17 protein-coding genes and 2 tRNA genes are annotated in these 19,000 nt (G+C 60.9%); 18 read left to right on the top strand and 1 reads right to left on the bottom strand.

All coding sequences use genetic code 11. The features are described from left to right. Positions 1-82 precede the first annotated feature (82 nt). The 4 genes from carA to LT40_RS12945 all read left to right on the top strand — a co-directional run bounded on the left by carA (position 83) and on the right by LT40_RS12945 (position 5,463). Positions 83-1,219, top strand: coding sequence for a glutamine-hydrolyzing carbamoyl-phosphate synthase small subunit (gene carA / locus LT40_RS12960; protein WP_043190791.1), 1,137 nt, complete (start codon positions 83-85; stop codon positions 1,217-1,219). A gap of 125 nt (positions 1,220-1,344) precedes the next feature. Beyond that, on the top strand, positions 1,345-4,566 hold the full coding sequence (gene carB / locus LT40_RS12955) for a carbamoyl-phosphate synthase large subunit (protein ID WP_043190789.1): 3,222 nt from the start codon (positions 1,345-1,347) through the stop codon (positions 4,564-4,566). Continuing rightward, positions 4,563-5,039 carry a transcription elongation factor GreA gene (greA, locus tag LT40_RS12950; RefSeq protein ID WP_043190787.1) on the top strand — a complete coding sequence of 159 codons (477 nt, stop codon included), beginning with the start codon at positions 4,563-4,565 and terminating at the stop codon, positions 5,037-5,039. The genes carB and greA overlap by 4 nt, the downstream gene beginning before the upstream one ends. 73 nt (positions 5,040-5,112) lie before the next feature. After that, a complete protein-coding gene (locus LT40_RS12945; RefSeq protein WP_052393425.1) occupies positions 5,113-5,463 on the top strand; it encodes a hypothetical protein in 351 nt (116 codons plus the stop codon). Between the two features lie 15 nt (positions 5,464-5,478). Here LT40_RS12945 and LT40_RS12940 read toward each other — a convergent pair whose 3' ends face one another. Next, entirely contained in the window at positions 5,479-5,787 is a 309-nt protein-coding gene (locus tag LT40_RS12940) for a YhbY family RNA-binding protein (RefSeq protein ID WP_043193663.1), read from the bottom strand. Between the two features lie 100 nt (positions 5,788-5,887). Here LT40_RS12940 and rlmE point away from each other — a divergent pair, with 100 nt between their 5' ends. The 14 genes from rlmE (at position 5,888) to rpsO (ending at position 18,929) form a co-directional block, all read left to right on the top strand. After that, the gene (gene rlmE / locus LT40_RS12935) at positions 5,888-6,532 is read left to right on the top strand and encodes a 23S rRNA (uridine(2552)-2'-O)-methyltransferase RlmE (RefSeq protein ID WP_043190784.1); all 645 of its coding nucleotides are present in this window, start codon (positions 5,888-5,890) and stop codon (positions 6,530-6,532) included. Between the two features lie 197 nt (positions 6,533-6,729). Beyond that, on the top strand, positions 6,730-8,640 hold the full coding sequence (ftsH, locus tag LT40_RS12930; RefSeq protein ID WP_043190781.1) for an ATP-dependent zinc metalloprotease FtsH: 1,911 nt from the start codon (positions 6,730-6,732) through the stop codon (positions 8,638-8,640). 35 nt (positions 8,641-8,675) lie between these two features. After that, positions 8,676-9,527, top strand: coding sequence for a dihydropteroate synthase (folP, locus tag LT40_RS12925; protein ID WP_043190779.1), 852 nt, complete (start codon positions 8,676-8,678; stop codon positions 9,525-9,527). A gap of 16 nt (positions 9,528-9,543) precedes the next feature. After that, entirely contained in the window at positions 9,544-10,884 is a 1,341-nt protein-coding gene (glmM, locus tag LT40_RS12920; protein ID WP_043190778.1) for a phosphoglucosamine mutase, read from the top strand. Between the two features lie 66 nt (positions 10,885-10,950). Next, positions 10,951-11,706 (top strand): triose-phosphate isomerase, encoded by a 756-nt coding sequence (gene tpiA / locus LT40_RS12915; protein WP_043190776.1) that lies wholly within the window; start codon positions 10,951-10,953, stop codon positions 11,704-11,706. A 4-nt stretch (positions 11,707-11,710) separates the two neighbouring features. Beyond that, positions 11,711-12,097: a preprotein translocase subunit SecG gene (gene secG / locus LT40_RS21280; RefSeq protein WP_043190774.1), complete on the top strand. Its 387-nt coding sequence runs from the start codon at positions 11,711-11,713 to the stop codon at positions 12,095-12,097. Positions 12,098-12,151: 54 nt separating this feature from the next. Next, positions 12,152-12,237: transfer RNA gene (locus LT40_RS12905), tRNA-Leu, on the top strand. Between the two features lie 100 nt (positions 12,238-12,337). Further along, positions 12,338-12,414, top strand: a tRNA-Met gene (locus LT40_RS12900). A gap of 129 nt (positions 12,415-12,543) precedes the next feature. Next, positions 12,544-13,002 carry a ribosome maturation factor RimP gene (gene rimP / locus LT40_RS12895; protein ID WP_043193662.1) on the top strand — a complete coding sequence of 153 codons (459 nt, stop codon included), beginning with the start codon at positions 12,544-12,546 and terminating at the stop codon, positions 13,000-13,002. A 59-nt stretch (positions 13,003-13,061) separates the two neighbouring features. Continuing rightward, positions 13,062-14,543, top strand: a complete 1,482-nt coding sequence (nusA, locus tag LT40_RS12890) for a transcription termination factor NusA (protein ID WP_043190771.1) — start codon at positions 13,062-13,064, stop codon at positions 14,541-14,543. Between the two features lie 26 nt (positions 14,544-14,569). Next, positions 14,570-17,080 (top strand): translation initiation factor IF-2, encoded by a 2,511-nt coding sequence (gene infB, locus LT40_RS12885; RefSeq protein ID WP_043190768.1) that lies wholly within the window; start codon positions 14,570-14,572, stop codon positions 17,078-17,080. A 111-nt stretch (positions 17,081-17,191) separates the two neighbouring features. Further along, positions 17,192-17,593 carry a 30S ribosome-binding factor RbfA gene (gene rbfA / locus LT40_RS12880; RefSeq protein WP_043190766.1) on the top strand — a complete coding sequence of 134 codons (402 nt, stop codon included), beginning with the start codon at positions 17,192-17,194 and terminating at the stop codon, positions 17,591-17,593. A gap of 5 nt (positions 17,594-17,598) precedes the next feature. Next, positions 17,599-18,516: a tRNA pseudouridine(55) synthase TruB gene (gene truB / locus LT40_RS12875; RefSeq protein WP_043190764.1), complete on the top strand. Its 918-nt coding sequence runs from the start codon at positions 17,599-17,601 to the stop codon at positions 18,514-18,516. Positions 18,517-18,659: 143 nt separating this feature from the next. Beyond that, a complete protein-coding gene (rpsO, locus tag LT40_RS12870; protein ID WP_043190760.1) occupies positions 18,660-18,929 on the top strand; it encodes a 30S ribosomal protein S15 in 270 nt (89 codons plus the stop codon). Positions 18,930-19,000 lie beyond the last annotated feature (71 nt).

The raw sequence follows: 19,000 nt of genomic DNA, 5'->3' as shown, positions 1-19,000 counted from the left end.
AGCGGGGTGACGTATCCATACGGCATTCCGCTTTTTTACAACCTGCGATCGCCCTTTCAGGCTTTATTTACGGGAGGTCTTCTTGACTAAGCCAGCCATACTCGCCCTTGCCGATGGCAGCATCTTTCGCGGCGAAGCCATTGGAGCCGACGGGCAAACCGTTGGTGAGGTGGTGTTCAACACCGCCATGACCGGCTATCAGGAAATCCTTACCGATCCTTCCTATGCCCAGCAAATCGTTACCCTGACCTACCCCCACATCGGCAACACCGGCACCACGCCTGAGGACGCCGAGTCCGATCGCGTCTGGTCCGCAGGCCTGGTGATCCGCGATCTGCCCCTGGTGGCCAGCAACTGGCGCAACACGCTGTCGCTGGACGAGTACCTGAAAGCCAACAACGTCGTCGCCATTGCCGGCATCGATACCCGCCGCCTGACCCGCATCCTGCGTGAGAAAGGCGCGCAGAACGGCTGCATCATGGCCGGTGACGACATCAGCGAAGAAGCCGCCATCGCCGCCGCCCGCGCTTTCCCAGGCCTGAAGGGCATGGACCTGGCCAAGGAGGTCAGCACCAAGGACACCTACCAGTGGCGCTCCAGCGTCTGGAACCTTGCATCCGACAGCCACCCCGACGTGCCCAACAGCGAGTTGCCGTACCACGTGGTCGCCTACGACTACGGCGTCAAGGTCAACATCCTGCGCATGCTCGTCGAGCGCGGCTGCCACCTGACCGTGGTGCCGGCGCAAACCCCGGCCGCCGACGTGCTCGCACTCAATCCCGATGGCGTGTTCCTGTCCAACGGCCCTGGCGATCCAGAGCCCTGCGACTACGCTATCCAGGCGATCAAGGAAGTGCTGCAGACCGAGATTCCGGTGTTCGGCATCTGCCTGGGTCACCAGCTGCTGGCCCTGGCCGCCGGTGCCAAGACCGTCAAGATGGGTCACGGCCACCACGGTGCCAACCACCCGGTGCAGGACGTTGACAGCGGTGTGGTGATGATCACCAGCCAGAACCACGGTTTTGCGGTCGACGAAGCCACCTTGCCGAGCAATGTGCGCGCGATCCACAAATCGCTGTTCGATGGCACCCTGCAGGGCATCGAGTTGACCGACAAGGCCGCGTTCAGCTTCCAGGGTCACCCTGAAGCCAGCCCTGGCCCCAACGACGTCTCGCCGCTGTTCGACCGCTTCATCGAATCGATGGCCAAGCGCCGCTGATCACTGTCGGACCCGTGTGTAACGCGCGCCCCGGCTGGCCCCGTCGAAGACGGACAGGCCGCCAGGGCGCCGCCCAATAAAGTCCAGGCGGGCAGCCGGCTGAACTGCGCAATTGAGTGAGAACCATGCCAAAACGTACAGACTTGAAAAGCATCCTGATTCTTGGTGCCGGCCCGATCGTCATCGGCCAGGCCTGCGAATTCGACTACTCCGGCGCCCAGGCCTGCAAGGCCCTGCGCGAAGAGGGCTACCGCGTCATCCTGGTCAACTCCAACCCGGCCACCATCATGACCGACCCGGACATGGCCGACGCCACCTACATCGAACCGATCAAATGGCAGACCGTGGCCAAGATCATCGAGAAGGAACGTCCGGACGCCGTGCTGCCGACCATGGGTGGCCAGACTGCCCTGAACTGCGCCCTGGACCTGGAGCGCGAAGGCGTGCTGGCCAAGTTCGGCGTGGAAATGATCGGTGCCAACGCCGACACCATCGACAAGGCCGAAGACCGCTCGCGCTTCGACAAGGCAATGAAATCCATCGGCCTGGCCTGCCCGCGCTCGGGCATCGCCCACAGCATGGAAGAGGCCAACGCGGTACTCGAGAAGCTCGGCTTCCCGTGCATCATCCGTCCTTCGTTCACCATGGGCGGCACTGGCGGCGGCATCGCCTACAACCGTGAAGAATTCGAAGAAATCTGCGCTCGCGGTCTGGACCTGTCGCCGACCAAGGAACTGCTGATCGACGAATCGCTGATCGGCTGGAAAGAGTACGAGATGGAAGTGGTCCGCGACAAAAAGGACAACTGCATCATCGTCTGCTCGATCGAGAACTTCGACCCGATGGGCGTGCACACCGGCGACTCGATCACCGTTGCACCGGCGCAGACGCTCACCGACAAGGAATACCAGATCCTGCGCAACGCCTCGCTGGCAGTCCTGCGCGAAATCGGCGTGGAAACCGGCGGTTCCAACGTGCAGTTCGGTATCTGCCCGAACACCGGCCGCATGGTCGTGATCGAGATGAACCCGCGCGTGTCGCGTTCCTCCGCGCTGGCCTCCAAGGCCACCGGTTTCCCGATCGCCAAGGTCGCGGCCAAGCTGGCCGTCGGCTACACCCTCGACGAACTGCAGAACGACATCACCGGCGGCAAGACTCCGGCGTCCTTCGAGCCGTCGATCGACTACGTCGTCACCAAGTTGCCACGCTTCGCCTTCGAGAAATTCCCCAAGGCCGACGCACGCCTGACCACCCAGATGAAATCCGTGGGTGAAGTCATGGCCATCGGCCGGACCTTCCAGGAATCCCTGCAGAAAGCCCTGCGCGGCCTGGAAGTGGGCGTCAGCGGCCTGGACCCGAAAGTCGACCTGAGCAGCCCTGAAGCCAGCGGCATTCTCAAGCGTGAACTGACCGTGCCGGGCGCCGAGCGCATCTGGTACGTCGCCGACGCCATGCGCGCTGGCATGAGCGTGGACGCCATCTTCGACCTGACCATGATCGATCGCTGGTTCCTGGTGCAGATGGAAGACCTGATCAAGGAAGAAGAGAAGGTCAAGACCCTGGGTCTGGCCGATATCGACAAAGCCTTGATGTTCCGCCTCAAGCGCAAGGGTTTCTCCGATCAGCGCCTGGCCAAGCTGCTGGGCATCACCGACAAGAACCTGCGTCGTCATCGCCACAAGCTGGACGTGTTCCCGGTCTACAAGCGCGTCGACACCTGCGCCGCCGAGTTCGCCACCGACACCGCCTACCTGTACTCCACGTACGAGGAAGAGTGCGAGGCCAACCCGTCGAACCGTGACAAGATCATGATCCTGGGCGGTGGCCCGAACCGCATCGGCCAAGGCATCGAGTTCGACTACTGCTGCGTTCACGCGGCCCTGGCCCTGCGCGCCGACGGCTACGAGACCATCATGGTCAACTGCAACCCGGAAACCGTCTCCACCGACTACGACACCTCCGACCGCCTGTACTTCGAGCCGTTGACGCTCGAAGACGTGCTGGAAGTGGTGCGCGTCGAGAAGCCCAAGGGCGTCATCGTCCAGTACGGCGGCCAGACCCCGCTGAAACTGGCCCGCGCCCTGGAAGAAGCCGGCGTGCCGATCATCGGCACCAGCCCCGATTCCATCGACCGCGCCGAAGACCGTGAGCGCTTCCAGCAGATGGTCCAGCGCCTGAACCTGCTGCAGCCGCCGAACGCCACCGTGCGCAGCGAAGAAGAAGCGATTCGCGCGGCGGGTACCATCGGCTACCCACTGGTCGTGCGTCCTTCCTACGTGCTGGGCGGCCGTGCCATGGAAATCGTCTACGAACTGGACGAGCTCAAGCGCTACCTGCGTGAAGCCGTACAGGTCTCCAACGACAGCCCGGTGCTGCTCGACCACTTCCTCAACTGCGCCATCGAGATGGACGTGGACGCGGTGTGCGACGGGACCGACGTGGTCATCGGCGCGATCATGCAGCACATCGAGCAGGCCGGCGTTCACTCCGGTGACTCGGCGTGCTCGTTGCCACCGTACTCGCTGCCGGCCCACGTGCAGGACGAAGTGCGCGAACAGGTCAAGAAGATGGCCCTGGAACTGGGCGTGATCGGCTTGATGAACGTGCAGTTGGCCCTGCAGGGCGACAAGATCTACGTGATCGAAGTCAACCCGCGCGCCTCGCGTACCGTGCCGTTCGTGTCCAAGTGCATCGGCACCTCGCTGGCGATGATCGCGGCGCGTGTGATGGCGGGTAAGACCTTGAAGGAAATCGGCTTCACCAAGGAAATCATTCCCAACTTCTACAGCGTCAAGGAAGCCGTGTTCCCGTTCGCCAAGTTCCCTGGCGTCGACCCGATCCTGGGTCCGGAAATGAAATCCACCGGCGAAGTGATGGGCGTCGGCGACACCTTCGGTGAAGCCTTCGCCAAGGCTCAGATGGGCGCCAGCGAAGTGCTGCCGACCGGTGGTACCGCCTTCATCAGCGTACGCGACGACGACAAGCCACTGGTCGCAGGTGTGGCCCGCGACCTGATCGCCCTGGGCTTCGAAGTCGTTGCCACCGCCGGCACCGCGCGCGTCATCGAAGAAGCTGGTTTGAAAGTACGTCGCGTGAACAAGGTGACCGAGGGTCGTCCGCACGTGGTCGACATGATCAAGAACGACGAAGTCACTTTGATCATCAACACCACCGAAGGCCGTCAGTCGATCGCCGATTCTTACTCGATCCGTCGCAACGCTTTGCAGCACAAGATCTACTGCACCACGACCATTGCCGCTGGCGAAGCGATCTGTGAAGCGCTGAAGTTCGGTCCTGAAAAGACCGTGCGCCGTTTGCAGGATCTCCATGCAGGACTTAACGCATGATCAAGTACCCCATGACCGTCCAGGGCCATCGCGCCCTGGAGCAAGAACATGAGTTTCTCAGCAAGACCGAGCGTCCGCGCCTGAGTCAGGCCATCGGTGAGGCCCGCGAGTTGGGCGACCTCAAGGAAAACGCCGAGTACCATGCCGCCCGCGAGGAGCAGGGCATGGTCGAAGCGCGTATCCGTGACATCGAAGGCCGGTTGCAGAACGCCGTGGTGATCGACGTCACCACGATTCCGAAAACCGGCAAGGTGATCTTCGGCACGACCGTTGAGATCGCCAACGTCGAAACCGACGAGCGTGTGAAGTACAAGATCGTCGGCGAGGACGAAGCCGACATCAAGGGCGGCAAGCTGTCCCACGGCTCGCCCATCGCCCGCGCGCTGATCGCCAAGGAAGAAGGCGATGTGGTCACCGTGAAGACGCCGGGTGGCGTGATCGAGTACGAGATTGTCGAAGTCGCCCACATTTGATCGGCCGCAGTCCCGCCAGGTAAGCGCCGTCCTCTGGCAACTGACTCAGACGCTCTGGGTCGGTGGCCTGTGGATGCTGCACTTCGGTGTGTTGCCGGCGCTGGTCAAGGTGGGTATCGCACCGCTGCTGGTGGAGGACATTGGCAGCCAGACCGGCACATTGCTGGTGGGCTTCGCCGGTGCCTGCGCGGTGCTACAGTTGTTGTTGCTGGCGCGGTTGCAAGGCTTCGCCGGCCTGGTGCGCGATGTGCGCGGGCAATTGTTGTGGGCGGTATTGGTGGGGTGTGCGACGTACTTCGCCGTAGGCTGGATGCTGACCGATGCATTGCGCTGGCAGCTGTTGTGCTATCTGGTGGTGGGCGTTATCGGCCTGGTGCTGGTGGTCCAGCCGGTGCCCTCGAGGGCGCGCAGGGCGCGACCTTGAGGATCGGCAGGCACATCAGTGGAACCGATGCACGTTCGACAGTTGCTTGTTCACTTGCGGGTTCTTGCGGTAAACCAGAGCCATCTTGCCGATGACCTGAACCAGATCGGCGCGGCCGACCTTGCACAGTTCGGCAACGGCCTGCAGGCGTTGTTCGCGGTCGAGGATGTTGAGTTTGATCTTGATCAGCTCGTGATCGCTCAAGGCGCGTTCGAATTCTGCTAAAACACCTTCAGTTAAACCGTTGTCAGCAACCATCAAAACCGGCTTGAGATGGTGACCAATCGATTTGTACTGTTTCTTCTGCTCCTGAGTGAGCGGCATAATCTGACCCTTCATCTGATCTTGTAAAAAGCGGCGGCCAGTTTACCCGAGCGCCCTCGGCTCCGCCCAGTTAATCACGACCCGTTATTCGAGGTGCCCCGTGGCCCGTTCCAAGACAAGCCTCAATTGGCTGAAAGAACACTTCAACGATCCCTACGTCAAGATGGCGCAGAAAGACGGGTATCGTTCGCGTGCAAGCTACAAACTGCTGGAAATACAGGAACGCGACCGCCTGATTCGTCCCGGCATGAGCGTCATCGACCTGGGTGCTGCGCCTGGTGGCTGGTCCCAGGTGACCAGTCGTCTGATTGGTGGCCAGGGTCGTCTCATAGCGTCCGATATCCTGGAAATGGACAGCATCCCCGACGTCACCTTCATTCAGGGCGATTTCACCGAAGATGCGGTATTGGCGCAAATCCTCGAGGCCGTCGGTAATTCGCAGGTCGACCTTGTGATTTCCGATATGGCCCCCAATATGAGTGGACTGGCCGCGGTCGACATGCCTCGGGCAATGTTCCTCTGCGAGCTGGCGCTCGACCTGGCCAGCCGGGTTCTGCGCCCGGGCGGTGATTTCCTGATCAAGGTCTTCCAGGGTGAAGGCTTCGACGTGTATCACAAGACCGTTCGGCAGATGTTCGAGAAGGTACAGATGCGCAAGCCTTCCTCGTCCCGCGACCGTTCGCGCGAGCAGTACCTGCTGGCCCGCGGCTTCAAGGGTGTGGAAATGCCGGACCATGAAGGCTGAAGCTGTCGATAGCTTTTATTAAATGGCGCGGCATGCTGAGCATAAACGAAGATTACGCAGTCAAAGTTTCACAAAAGGTTACAGACGTCGCCTGCGGAGCCGCAGGCAATGTAGTAAGTTTGGCCGGTGAACATCATGCGAAGCACGCCTGCGCGGGTTGCGGGTAGCAGGCTTCAGAGGGTAGCGAATTGAACGATATGGCAAAGAATCTGATCCTGTGGTTGATCATCGCCGCCGTCCTGGTGACGGTCATGAACAACTTCTCCAGCCCCAACGAGCCGCAGACCCTCAATTATTCCGACTTCATTCAACAGGTGAAGGACGGCAAGGTCGAGCGCGTTGCGGTCGATGGCTATGTCATCACCGGCAAGCGCACTGACGGCGACGCCTTCAAAACCATCCGTCCCGCCATCCAAGACAACGGCCTGATCGGCGACCTGGTGGACAACAAGGTCGTGGTCGAAGGCAAGCAGCCTGAACAGCAAAGCATCTGGACCCAGCTCCTGGTGGCCAGCTTCCCGATCCTGGTGATCATCGCGGTGTTCATGTTCTTCATGCGCCAGATGCAGGGCGGGGCGGGCGGCAAGGGCGGTCCGATGAGCTTCGGCAAGAGCAAGGCGCGCCTGCTCTCTGAAGATCAGGTCAAGACCACCCTGGCCGACGTAGCCGGTTGCGACGAAGCCAAGGAAGAAGTCGGCGAGTTGGTCGAATTCCTGCGCGATCCGGGCAAGTTCCAGCGCCTGGGGGGTCGTATTCCTCGCGGCGTGCTGATGGTCGGCCCACCCGGTACCGGTAAGACCTTGCTGGCCAAGGCGATTGCCGGTGAAGCCAAGGTGCCGTTCTTCACCATTTCCGGTTCGGACTTCGTCGAGATGTTCGTCGGCGTCGGCGCCAGCCGTGTCCGCGACATGTTCGAACAAGCCAAGAAGCACGCGCCTTGCATCATCTTCATCGATGAAATCGACGCTGTCGGTCGTCATCGTGGCGGCGGCATGGGCGGCGGTCACGACGAGCGCGAGCAGACACTCAACCAGTTGCTGGTCGAGATGGACGGCTTCGAAATGAACGACGGCATCATCGTCATCGCCGCGACCAACCGTCCGGACGTGCTCGACGCTGCGCTGCTGCGTCCGGGCCGTTTCGACCGTCAGGTCGTGGTGGGTCTGCCGGACATCCGCGGTCGTGAGCAGATCCTCAAGGTTCACATGAAGAAGGCGCCCTTGGGCGACGACGTCAACCCTGCGGTCATCGCCCGCGGTACACCTGGCTTCTCCGGTGCCGACCTGGCCAACCTGGTCAACGAGGCGTCGCTGTTCGCTGCCCGTAACGGCAAGCGCCTCGTCGAGATGAAGGAGTTCGAGCTCGCCAAGGACAAGATCATGATGGGCGCCGAGCGCAAAAACATGGTCATGTCCGAGAAAGAGAAGCAGAACACTGCCTACCATGAAGCGGGCCATGCCATCGTGGGCCGCGTCGTGCCCGAGCACGACCCGGTCTACAAGGTCTCGATCATCCCGCGCGGTCGTGCCTTGGGTGTGACCATGTTCCTGCCCGAAGAAGACCGCTACAGCCTCTCCAAGCGTGCACTGATCAGCCAGATCTGTTCGCTGTACGGTGGTCGTATCGCCGAAGAAATGACACTGGGCTTCGATGGCGTCACCACAGGTGCTTCCAACGACATCATGCGTGCCAGCCAGATCGCTCGAAACATGGTCACCAAGTGGGGCCTGTCCGAGAAACTCGGGCCGCTGCTCTACGCCGAAGACGAAGACCAGGGTTACCTGGGTCGTGGTGGCGGTGGTGGCGCGGCAGCTGTGTCGGGCGAGACCGCCAAGGTGATCGACTCCGAAGTGCGCAGCATCATTGACCAGTGCTACGGCACGGCGAGGCAGATCCTGACCGACAACCGTGACAAGCTGGACGCGATGGCGGATGCTTTGATGAAATACGAAACGATCGACGCCGATCAGATCGACGACATCATGGCCGGCCGTACGCCGCGTGAGCCACGCGACTGGCCCGGCGGTGGTTCGGGTCCTTCGGGCACGACCATCGCACCGGATCCACGTCCTGAAACACCCATCGGTGGGCCAGCGGCTGAAGTCTGAACCAGGACCTCTACGCTCGATACCTAAGGTTTGACATGACCCCTTCGCAATACCCCACCCGGTTGCCTTGCGGCAACCGGGTTCTCGATCTGACCCAGACGCACGTCATGGGTATTCTCAATATCACTCCCGACTCCTTTTCCGACGGTGGCCGCTTCAACCAGCGCGATCTTGCCTTGCGCCATGCGCAAGCCATGGTCGAGGCGGGTGCGACCCTGATCGACATTGGCGGCGAATCGACGCGGCCAGGTGCTCGCGCGGTGTCTGCCGTCGAGGAGCTGGAGCGAGTCGCGCCACTGGTCGAGTCGATCAATCGCGAACTCGATGTGATCATTTCGGTGGACACGTCCACGCCGGCCGTCATGCGCGAGAGTGCACGGCTGGGCGCTGGTCTGATCAACGACGTGCGCTCGCTGCGCCGTGACGGCGCGCTGGATGCGGCGGCGGCCACGGGCCTGCCAGTCTGTCTGATGCACATGCTGGGCGAGCCTGGCACCATGCAGGATCATCCTCACTATGACGACTTGCTGGGCGAGGTCTCGAGCTTTCTATCCGGGCGCATGCACGCCTGTGCTTCGGTAGGCATCCCGGCAGAGCGTATACTGCTCGACCCTGGCTTCGGCTTCGCCAAGTCGCATGCGCACAACCTCAGCCTGTTCAAACACATGCAGGCGCTGCATGCGCTAGGCCGGCCTTTGCTGGTAGGTGTTTCGCGCAAAAGCATGGTGGGGCTGACCCTGAACAAGCCAGTGGCCGAGCGCCTCAATGGCAGCCTGGCGCTGGCGGCCTTGGCAATGACCAAGGGTGCGAAGATCTTGCGTGTCCACGATGTGGCCGAAACGATCGATGTCGTTCGGATGATCGCCGCCGTCGAAGCGGCCGAATAAGAATTACGGAGTACTTATGAGCAGGAAATATTTTGGCACCGACGGCATTCGTGGCCGTGTCGGCGAGTACCCGATTACCCCTGACTTCATGCTCAAGCTGGGCTGGGCCGCTGGCATGGCGTTCCGCAAGATGGGCGCCTGCCGTGTGCTGGTTGGCAAGGACACGCGTATTTCCGGCTACATGTTCGAGTCCGCATTGGAGGCTGGCCTGTCCGCAGCCGGTGCCGACGTCCTGCTGCTAGGTCCGATGCCGACGCCTGCCATTGCCTACCTGACCCGCACCTTCCATGCCGAGGCCGGCATCGTCATCAGCGCGTCGCACAACCCGCACGATGACAATGGCATCAAGTTCTTCTCGGGCCAGGGCACCAAGCTGCCGGACGAAGTCGAGTCGATGATCGAAGAACTCATGGATGCACCCATGACCGTGGCCGAATCCAGCAAGTTGGGCAAGGTATCGCGGATCAACGATGCCGCTGGCCGTTACATCGAATTCTGCAAGAGCAGCGTGCCCACCACCACCGACTTCGCCGGTCTCAAGCTGGTGATCGACTGCGCCCACGGTGCTACCTACAAGGTCGCACCCAACGTGTTTCGCGAGTTGGGCGCGCAGGTCACCGTGCTGTCTGCGGCGCCCGATGGCCTGAACATCAACGACAATTGCGGCTCCACCCACATGGAGGCGCTGCAAGCCGCCGTGCTAATCGGGCACGCCGACCTGGGCATCGCCTTCGATGGTGACGGCGACCGCGTACTGATGGTCGACCACACCGGTGCCATCGTCGACGGCGACGACCTGCTGTTCATCATCGCCCGCGACCTCCAGGAGCGCGGCAAGCTCCACGGTGGCGTAGTTGGTACCCTGATGAGCAACCTGGGCCTGGAACTGGCCTTCCAGGACCTCTCCATTCCGTTCGTGCGCGCCAGTGTCGGCGACCGCTACGTGATGGCCGAGCTCAAGGAGCGCGACTGGCAGCTGGGCGGCGAGAACTCCGGACACATCGTGTGCTGCCATCACACCACCACCGGCGACGCGATCATTGCCGCGTTGCAGGTGCTGTTGGCCCTCAAGCGCCGCGACGAGACCCTCGCCCATGCCCGCCAAGGGCTGCGCAAGTGCCCGCAGGTCCTGGTCAACGTGCGTTTTGCCGGTGGCGACGTCAATCCGGTCGAGCATCCTTCGGTCAAGGAGGCGTGCGAGCGCGTCACCCAGGCCATGGGCGGTCGTGGGCGCGTACTGTTGCGCAAGTCCGGCACCGAGCCGCTGGTGCGGGTCATGGTCGAAGGCGACGACGAAAAGGTCGTGCGCGGCTATGCCGATGAGCTCGCCAGATTGGTGAGTGAAGTTTGCGCCTGAATACGGCTTGCCAGTGAACGTTGCGTTGGGTAACATCTGCGCCCACTTTGATGGACGAGGTACAGCATGCGTCGCCCCATGGTAGCTGGTAACTGGAAAATGCATGGTACCCGCGCCAGCGTCGCTGAGCTGCTCGAGGGCCTGTCTGATCAGTCCCTGCCCGACTCTGTCGAGGTTGCGGTATTTCCACCTTTGCTGTTCATCGACCGCGTTGTCGAGGGGCTGCAGAACGGCAAGATCGCCGTTGGTGCGCAAAACTGTGCGGTCCAGGCCGAGCAAGGTGCGCTGACTGGTGAAACGGCTTCGAGCCAGTTGGTCGATGCCGGTTGTTCGCTGGTGTTGGTCGGTCACTCCGAGCGTCGCCAGGTCATTGGCGAAGGCGAGCAGCAACTGATCGAGAAATTCCGCGCCGCGCAAGCGGCCGGCCTGACGCCAGTGCTTTGCATAGGGGAAACCCTGGAAGAGCGCGAAGCCGGTCAGACATTGAATATTGTCGGCAGTCAGTTGGGCAGTGTCATTGCAGCCCTGGGTATCGAAGCTTTCACCCATGCGGTGATTGCCTACGAGCCGGTCTGGGCCATTGGCACCGGGCTGACTGCCACGCCGCAACAGGCTCAGGATGTGCACGCTGCCATTCGGGCCCAGTTGACGGCAGCAGATGCCAAGGTCGCACAAGCTGTGCGGCTGTTGTACGGCGGTAGCGTCAAAGCGGCCAATGCGGCCGAACTGTTCGGCATGCCGGATATCGATGGGGGCCTCATTGGTGGTGCTTCCCTGAATGCAGATGATTTCGGTGCGATCTGTCGCGCCGCGGGAAACTGAGAAAATGCTGGAAACAGTCGTAGTCGTTCTTCATCTGTTGGGTGCACTGAGCGTCGTCGCTCTGGTTTTGCTGCAGCAGGGCAAAGGTGCGGACGCTGGCGCGTCATTCGGAGCAGGTGCATCAAATACTGTCTTCGGAAGCCAAGGTTCCTCTACCTTTCTGAGTAAGTTTACTGCTATACTTGCCGCCTGTTTCTTCATAACCAGCCTGGGCTTAGGTTACTTTGCTAAAGAGAAAGCTCAACAGCTGACTCAAGTAGGTTTGCCAGATCCAGCGGTTATCGAAGCACCTAGGCAAAAGCCGGCAGCAGATGATGTTCCGGTGCTTCAAGAGCAAAAGACCAATGCAGCTCCTGCTGCTGACGTTCCTCAGGCTCAAGAGCAAAAATGATTCTCGAAAGGGTTTCAGGGTTACAAAAGCGGTAAGGGTTTCAAACGTTGTATTGCCGAGGTGGTGGAATTGGTAGACACGCAACCTTGAGGTGGTTGTGCCCATAGGGTGTAGGGGTTCGAGTCCCCTTCTCGGTACCAATTAGTAATCAGGAGAGCCCGCTGTTGCGGGCTTTCTTGTCGGTGGAAGCTTGGATTGACCCAAAACGGGTTTGGTCCTATACTTTCGCCCCAGCTTTGTCGCGGGATGGAGCAGTCTGGTAGCTCGTCGGGCTCATAACCCGAAGGTCGTTGGTTCAAATCCAGCTCCCGCAACCAGTTTTGGCAAAGCCCCTTTCAAGGGGCTTTTTGTTAGCTGGACAGTTCTTAGCGCCGGTATTCAACGGCGTATCCAGGATGGGCGCTTCGCCCATTTTTTATTTGCACAGCATGCACGAGGGGGTTCAGGTGTCGAGCAAGCTAGAACAGTTGCAGGCCTTGTTGGCCCCGGTGGTCGTGGCCCTTGGCTATGAATGCTGGGGTATTGAGTTTTCGGCTCAAGGCCGCCATTCACTTTTGCGTGTCTATATCGATAAAGAGGGCGGAGTGCTGGTGGACGATTGCGCCATTGTCAGCCGCCAGCTCAGTGGTGTATTGGACGTTGAAGATCCCATCACCGTTGAATACACACTTGAAGTTTCTTCTCCAGGCATGGAACGCCCGCTGTTCACCATCGAACAGTTTGCAGCGTACGCCGGAGCACAAGTAAAGATAAAGCTGCGGACGCCTTTCGAAGGACGGCGCAACTTTCAGGGCCTTCTCCACGGTGTGGAGGACCAGGATGTCGTGATTCGAGTAGACGAACACGAATTCCTGCTGCCGATCGATTCGATCGACAAGGCCAATATCATTCCCAGTTTTGACTGAGACGTGCCAGATACTGCGGGTCCCGCGGATCCAATGGCTTGCGAAAGGCGAGGCGTACGATGAGCAAAGAAGTACTGCTGGTTGTTGAGTCGGTATCCAATGAAAAGGGTGTACCGGCAGGCGTAATATTCGAAGCGCTGGAGATTGCTCTGGCGACCGCGACCAAGAAACGCTTCGAAGACGAAGTGGATCTTCGCGTGGAAATCAATCGCCACACCGGCTCCTATGAAACCTTCCGTCGCTGGACGGTCGTCGAGGAAGCCGACCTGGACGATCCGGCCATCGAAACCTGGCCGAGCAAGGTTGTATTGACCCATCCCGAAGCCAAGGTGGGTGACGTCATCGAAGAGAAGATCGACTCCATCGAGTTCGGTCGCATCGCTGCACAGACCGCCAAGCAGGTCATCGTGCAGAAAGTTCGCGAAGCCGAGCGCGCCCAGGTGGTGGACGCTTACCGCGAACGTCTGGGCGAGATCATCTCGGGTACGGTCAAGAAAGTGACCCGCGACAACGTCATCGTCGACCTGGGCAACAACGCCGAGGCCCTGTTGGCTCGGGAAGATATCATTTCGCGCGAAACCTTCCGCGTCGGTGTGCGTCTGCGCGCACTGCTCAAGGAAATTCGTACCGAAAACCGTGGCCCTCAACTGATTCTTTCGCGTACCGCGCCGGAAATGCTCATCGAGCTGTTCCGCATCGAGGTGCCGGAAATCGCTGAAGGCCTCATTGAAGTCATGGCCGCATCCCGTGATCCGGGTTCGCGCGCCAAGATCGCCGTTCGCTCCAAGGACAAGCGCATCGACCCGCAAGGTGCCTGTATCGGCATGCGCGGATCGCGTGTGCAGGCTGTGTCCGGCGAGTTGGGCGGCGAGCGCGTCGACATCGTCCTCTGGGACGATAACCCGGCACAGTTCGTCATCAATGCCATGTCCCCGGCGGAAGTCGCGGCCATCATCGTCGACGAAGACGCCCATGCCATGGACATCGCCGTGGGCGCCGACAACCTGGCTCAGGCCATTGGTCGTGGTGGGCAGAACGTACGTCTGGCCAGCCAGTTGACCGGCTGGACCCTTAACGTGATGACCGAATCGGACATCCAGGCCAAGCAGCAAGCGGAAACCGGTGACATCCTGCGCAACTTCATCGACGAGCTGGAAGTCGATGAAGAACTGGCCCAGGTACTGGTTGACGAAGGCTTCACAAGCCTGGAAGAGATTGCCTACGTACCGTTGGAAGAAATGCTCAACATCGACGGCTTTGACGAAGACATCGTCAACGAGCTTCGCGCTCGGGCCAAGGATCGTTTGTTGACCAAAGCCATCGCTACAGAGGAAAAGCTGGCAGACGCCCATCCGGCCGAAGACCTGCTCTCGCTTGAGGGTATGGACAAGGATTTGGCGATGGAACTGGCGGTGCGCGGCGTAGTTACCCGCGAAGACCTGGCCGAGCAGTCGATTGACGACCTGCTCGACATCGACGGCATTGACCAAGATCGTGCCGGCAAGTTGATCATGGCCGCCCGAGCCCATTGGTTCGAGTAATTGGCGCGGCCTGAGGAGAGAAGTGCATGACGCAAGTCACGGTGAAAGAATTGGCCCAAGAGGTCGCCGCACCGGTAGAGCGCCTGCTTCAGCAGATGCGTGAGGCAGGTCTGCCGCACACCGACGCCGGACAAGTTGTGACCGACAATGAGAAGCAGGCTCTGCTGGCTCATTTGAAAAGCAGCCACAAGGCGAAAGCGGAAGAACCGCGCAAGATTACCTTGCAGCGCAAGACCCAAAGCACCCTGCGTGTGGCCGGTAGCAAGAGCATCAGCGTAGAAGTACGCAAGAAGAAAGTATTCGTTCAGCGCAGCCCGGAAGAAATCCAGGCCGAGCAGAAGCGTGAGCTCGAAGAGCGTCGTGCCGCGGAGAACGCTGCCCGCCAAAAAGCCGAAGCTGAAGCCCGCGCACGTGACGACGCAGCCAAGCCAGCGGCAGGTGCAACCGCGCCTGCGGCGCCGGTATCGCCTGCGCCAGCACCTTCGGCACCCAGTGTCGATGTGGCCGCCGTCGCTCCTGCACCTGCCCCGGAACGCAAGAAGGACGAGCCACCGCGTCGCCCCGACAAACCACGCAGTGACGATCGTCGCAGCGGTGGCGGTGGTGCCGATGGCGAGCGCAAGAACCAGCCGCATCGTGCCACCGTCAAGGAAAAGGCTCCGACGCCGCGCGCCGCGCCTCGTACCACCGACGAAGAGAGCGATGGCTTCCGTCGTGGCGGTCGTGGCAAGGGCAAGCTGAAGAAGCGCAACGCCCACGGTTTCCAGAGCCCTACCGGCCCACTGGTACGTGACGTGAAAATCGGCGAGACCATCTCTGTCGGCGATCTGGCCGCACAGATGTCGGTGAAGGCTGCCGAGATCATCAAGTTCATGTTCAAGCTGGGCACGCCAGCCACCATCAACCAGGTGCTGGATCAGGAAACTGCCCAGCTGGTTGCCGAGGAACTGGGCCACAAAGTGACCCTGGTCAGCGACACCGCCCTGGAAGATTCCCTGGCCGAATCGCTGAAGTTCGAAGGTGAAGCCTTCGCTCGTGCACCGGTCGTGACCGTCATGGGCCACGTCGACCACGGCAAGACCTCGCTGCTCGACTACATCCGTCGTGCCAAGGTCGCTGCAGGCGAAGCCGGCGGCATCACTCAGCACATTGGTGCCTACCACGTCGAAACCGAACGCGGCATGGTCACCTTCCTCGACACCCCGGGCCACGCTGCGTTTACCGCGATGCGTGCCCGTGGTGCCAAGGCGACGGACATCGTGATCCTGGTGGTCGCGGCGGACGACGGCGTGATGCCGCAAACCATCGAAGCCGTTCAGCATGCGAAAGCCGCTGGCGTGCCGCTGGTGGTCGCGGTGAACAAGATCGACAAGCCAGGTGCCGACCTGGACCGTATCCGCAGCGAGCTGTCGGTACACGGTGTGACTTCCGAAGAGTGGGGCGGTGACACCCCGTTCGTACCGGTTTCGGCCAAGCAGGGTACCGGCGTCGACGAATTGCTCGAAGCCGTGTTGCTGCAAGCTGAAGTGCTGGAACTGACCGCAACGCCATCGGCTCCTGGCCGGGGTGTGGTCGTCGAATCACGCCTGGACAAGGGCCGCGGTCCAGTGGCCACCGTGCTGGTTCAGGACGGTACGCTGCGTCAGGGTGACATGGTACTGGTCGGTTCGAACTACGGCCGCGTACGTGCCATGCTCGACGAGAACGGCAAGCCGATCAAGGAAGCCGGTCCGGCCATTCCGGTCGAGATCCTGGGCCTTGACGGTACCCCGGATGCTGGCGACGAGATGAGCGTGGTGGCCGACGAGAAGAAAGCCCGTGAAGTGGCTCTGTTCCGTCAAGGCAAGTTCCGCGAAGTCAAGCTGGCCCGTGCTCACGCCGGCAAGCTGGAAAACATCTTCGAGAACATGGGTCAGGAAGAGAAGAAGACGCTTAACATCGTCCTCAAATCCGACGTCCGTGGATCGCTGGAAGCGTTGCAAGGTGCCTTGAACGGCCTGGGCAACGACGAAGTGCAAGTGCGTGTGGTCGGTGGCGGCGTCGGTGGTATCACTGAATCCGATGCCAACCTGGCCCTGGCTTCGACAGCGGTACTGTTCGGCTTCAACGTGCGGGCCGATGCCGGCGCGCGCAAGATCGTCGAGCAGGAAGGTCTGGATATGCGTTACTACAACGTGATCTACGACATCATCGAAGACGTCAAGAAAGCCCTGACCGGTATGCTCGGCAGCGATGTTCGCGAGAACATCCTGGGTATCGCCGAAGTGCGTGACGTGTTCCGTTCGCCGAAGTTCGGTGCGATCGCTGGTTGCATGGTCATCGAGGGTGTGGTCTTCCGCAACCGTCCGATCCGTGTACTGCGCGAAGACATCGTGATCTTCGAAGGCGAGCTGGAATCGCTGCGTCGCTTCAAGGACGATGCGTCCGAAGTGCGTGCCGGCATGGAATGCGGTATCGGCGTCAAGAGCTACAACGACGTCAAGGTCGGTGACAAGATCGAAGTCTTCGAGAAAGTCCAAGTGGCCCGTACCCTCTAAGCCGCGACCTCCAGGAACCCATCCGGTTATCGCCGGCTCGGTTCTAAACGCAACGCCCGATCCGGCTCAGCCCGATCGGGCGTTTGCCGCTCTAGTAACAGGTAATGAAACATGGCAAAAGAATACAGCCGTACCCAGCGCATCGGTGATCAGATGCAGCGCGAACTGGCGCAACTGATCCGTCGCGAAGTCAAGGATCCACGCGTTGGCCTGGTCACCATCACGGCGGTGGAAGTCAGCCGCGATGTCGGCCATGCCAAGGTGTTCATCACCGTCATGGGCCAGGACAGCGCCGCCGATATCGCCCAGAGCATCAAGGTATTGAACTCCGCCGCCGGCTTCCTGCGCATGCAGTTGGCCAAGGAAATGAAGCTGCGCAGCGTGCCGCAGCTGCACTTCCATTATGACGAGAGCGTGAGCCGTGGTGCTCATCTGTCGGCGTTGATCGAACGTGCCGTCGCCGAAGACAGCCAGCATCCGGCGGACGAGTCGGCCAAAGAGTCCAAGGAGTAATCCCGGTGGCTCAGGTCAAGCGTATACGTCGCAATGTCAGCGGCATCATCCTGCTGGACAAGCCGCTGGGGTTTACCTCCAACGCTGCGCTGCAGAAAGTGCGCTGGTTACTCAATGCCGAAAAGGCCGGTCACACCGGCAGTCTCGATCCATTGGCGACCGGTGTGCTGCCGTTGTGCTTTGGCGAGGCAACCAAGTTTTCCCAGTACCTGCTCGATTCCGACAAGGGTTACGAGACACTGGCGCAGCTGGGCAAGACCACGACCACGGCCGACGCCGAGGGCGAGGTTCTGCAGACCCGCGAGGTGACCGTCGGTCACTCCGACATCGAGGCCGTATTGCCTCGGTTCCGCGGGCCGATCAGCCAGATACCGCCGATGTACTCCGCACTCAAGCGTGACGGGCAGCCACTGTACAAGCTGGCACGTGCGGGTGAAGTAGTGGAGCGCGAGCCGCGTTCTGTTACTATTGCGCGTCTCGAATTGCTCGGCTGCGAGCAGACCACTGCGCGGTTCGCCGTGGACTGCAGCAAAGGCACCTACATTCGGACCCTGGTCGAGGACATCGGCGAGGCGTTGGGATGCGGAGCCTACGTTGCAGAGCTGCGTCGGACCCAGGCGGGTCCGTTCGCGCTGGCGCAGACGGTTACGCTCGAAGAGCTCGAGGCAGTGCACGCCGAAGGCGGACACGAGGCAGTGGACAGGTTCCTGCTGCCTTCGGACAGCGGCTTGCAGGATTGGCCGCTGTTGCAGTTCTCGGAGCACAGTGCGTTCTACTGGCTCCACGGCCAGCCGGTGAGGGCGCCTGAAGCGCCCAAGTTCGGCATGGTGCGGGTACAGGATCACAATGGTCGCTTCATCGGTATCGGTGAAGTGAGCGAAGACGGGCGCATTGCGCCGCGTCGCTTGATTCGGTCGGAATGACCGATCCCGGTCGTCACGGTATTCGTGGCGGCTGGTCGAGGACGGCTGTCAACAGGCACGGTCGCACCTCTTCTCATGAATACAGGGTTCTGCCCTGGCCTGTTGGACACTGCGTGCAGTGCCCTTGATATTGGAGATGCCTCATGGCTCTTAGCGTTGAAGACAAAGCTCAAATCGTTGCCGACTACCAGCAAGCCGTTGGTGATACCGGTTCGCCAGAAGTGCAGGTTGCACTGCTGACGCACAACATCAACAAGCTGCAGGGTCACTTCAAGGCCAACGGCAAAGACCACCACTCGCGTCGTGGCCTGATCCGCATGGTCAACCAGCGCCGCAAGCTGCTGGACTACCTGAAGGGCAAGGACGTCACCCGTTACAGCGCCCTGATCGGTCGTCTGGGTCTGCGTCGCTAATAGCGGCTCGACACGCGGTGACAAGCGTGGTCTGCGATGTTCGCCGGCCTGGGCCTATGCCCGGGCCTGCG

Source organism: Pseudomonas rhizosphaerae, from assembly GCF_000761155.1.
GTDB classification, from domain to species: Bacteria; Pseudomonadota; Gammaproteobacteria; order Pseudomonadales; family Pseudomonadaceae; genus Aquipseudomonas; species Aquipseudomonas rhizosphaerae.
Note: the sequence above shows the minus strand (reverse complement) of the source record. Positions and strands in the feature narration are given on the sequence as shown.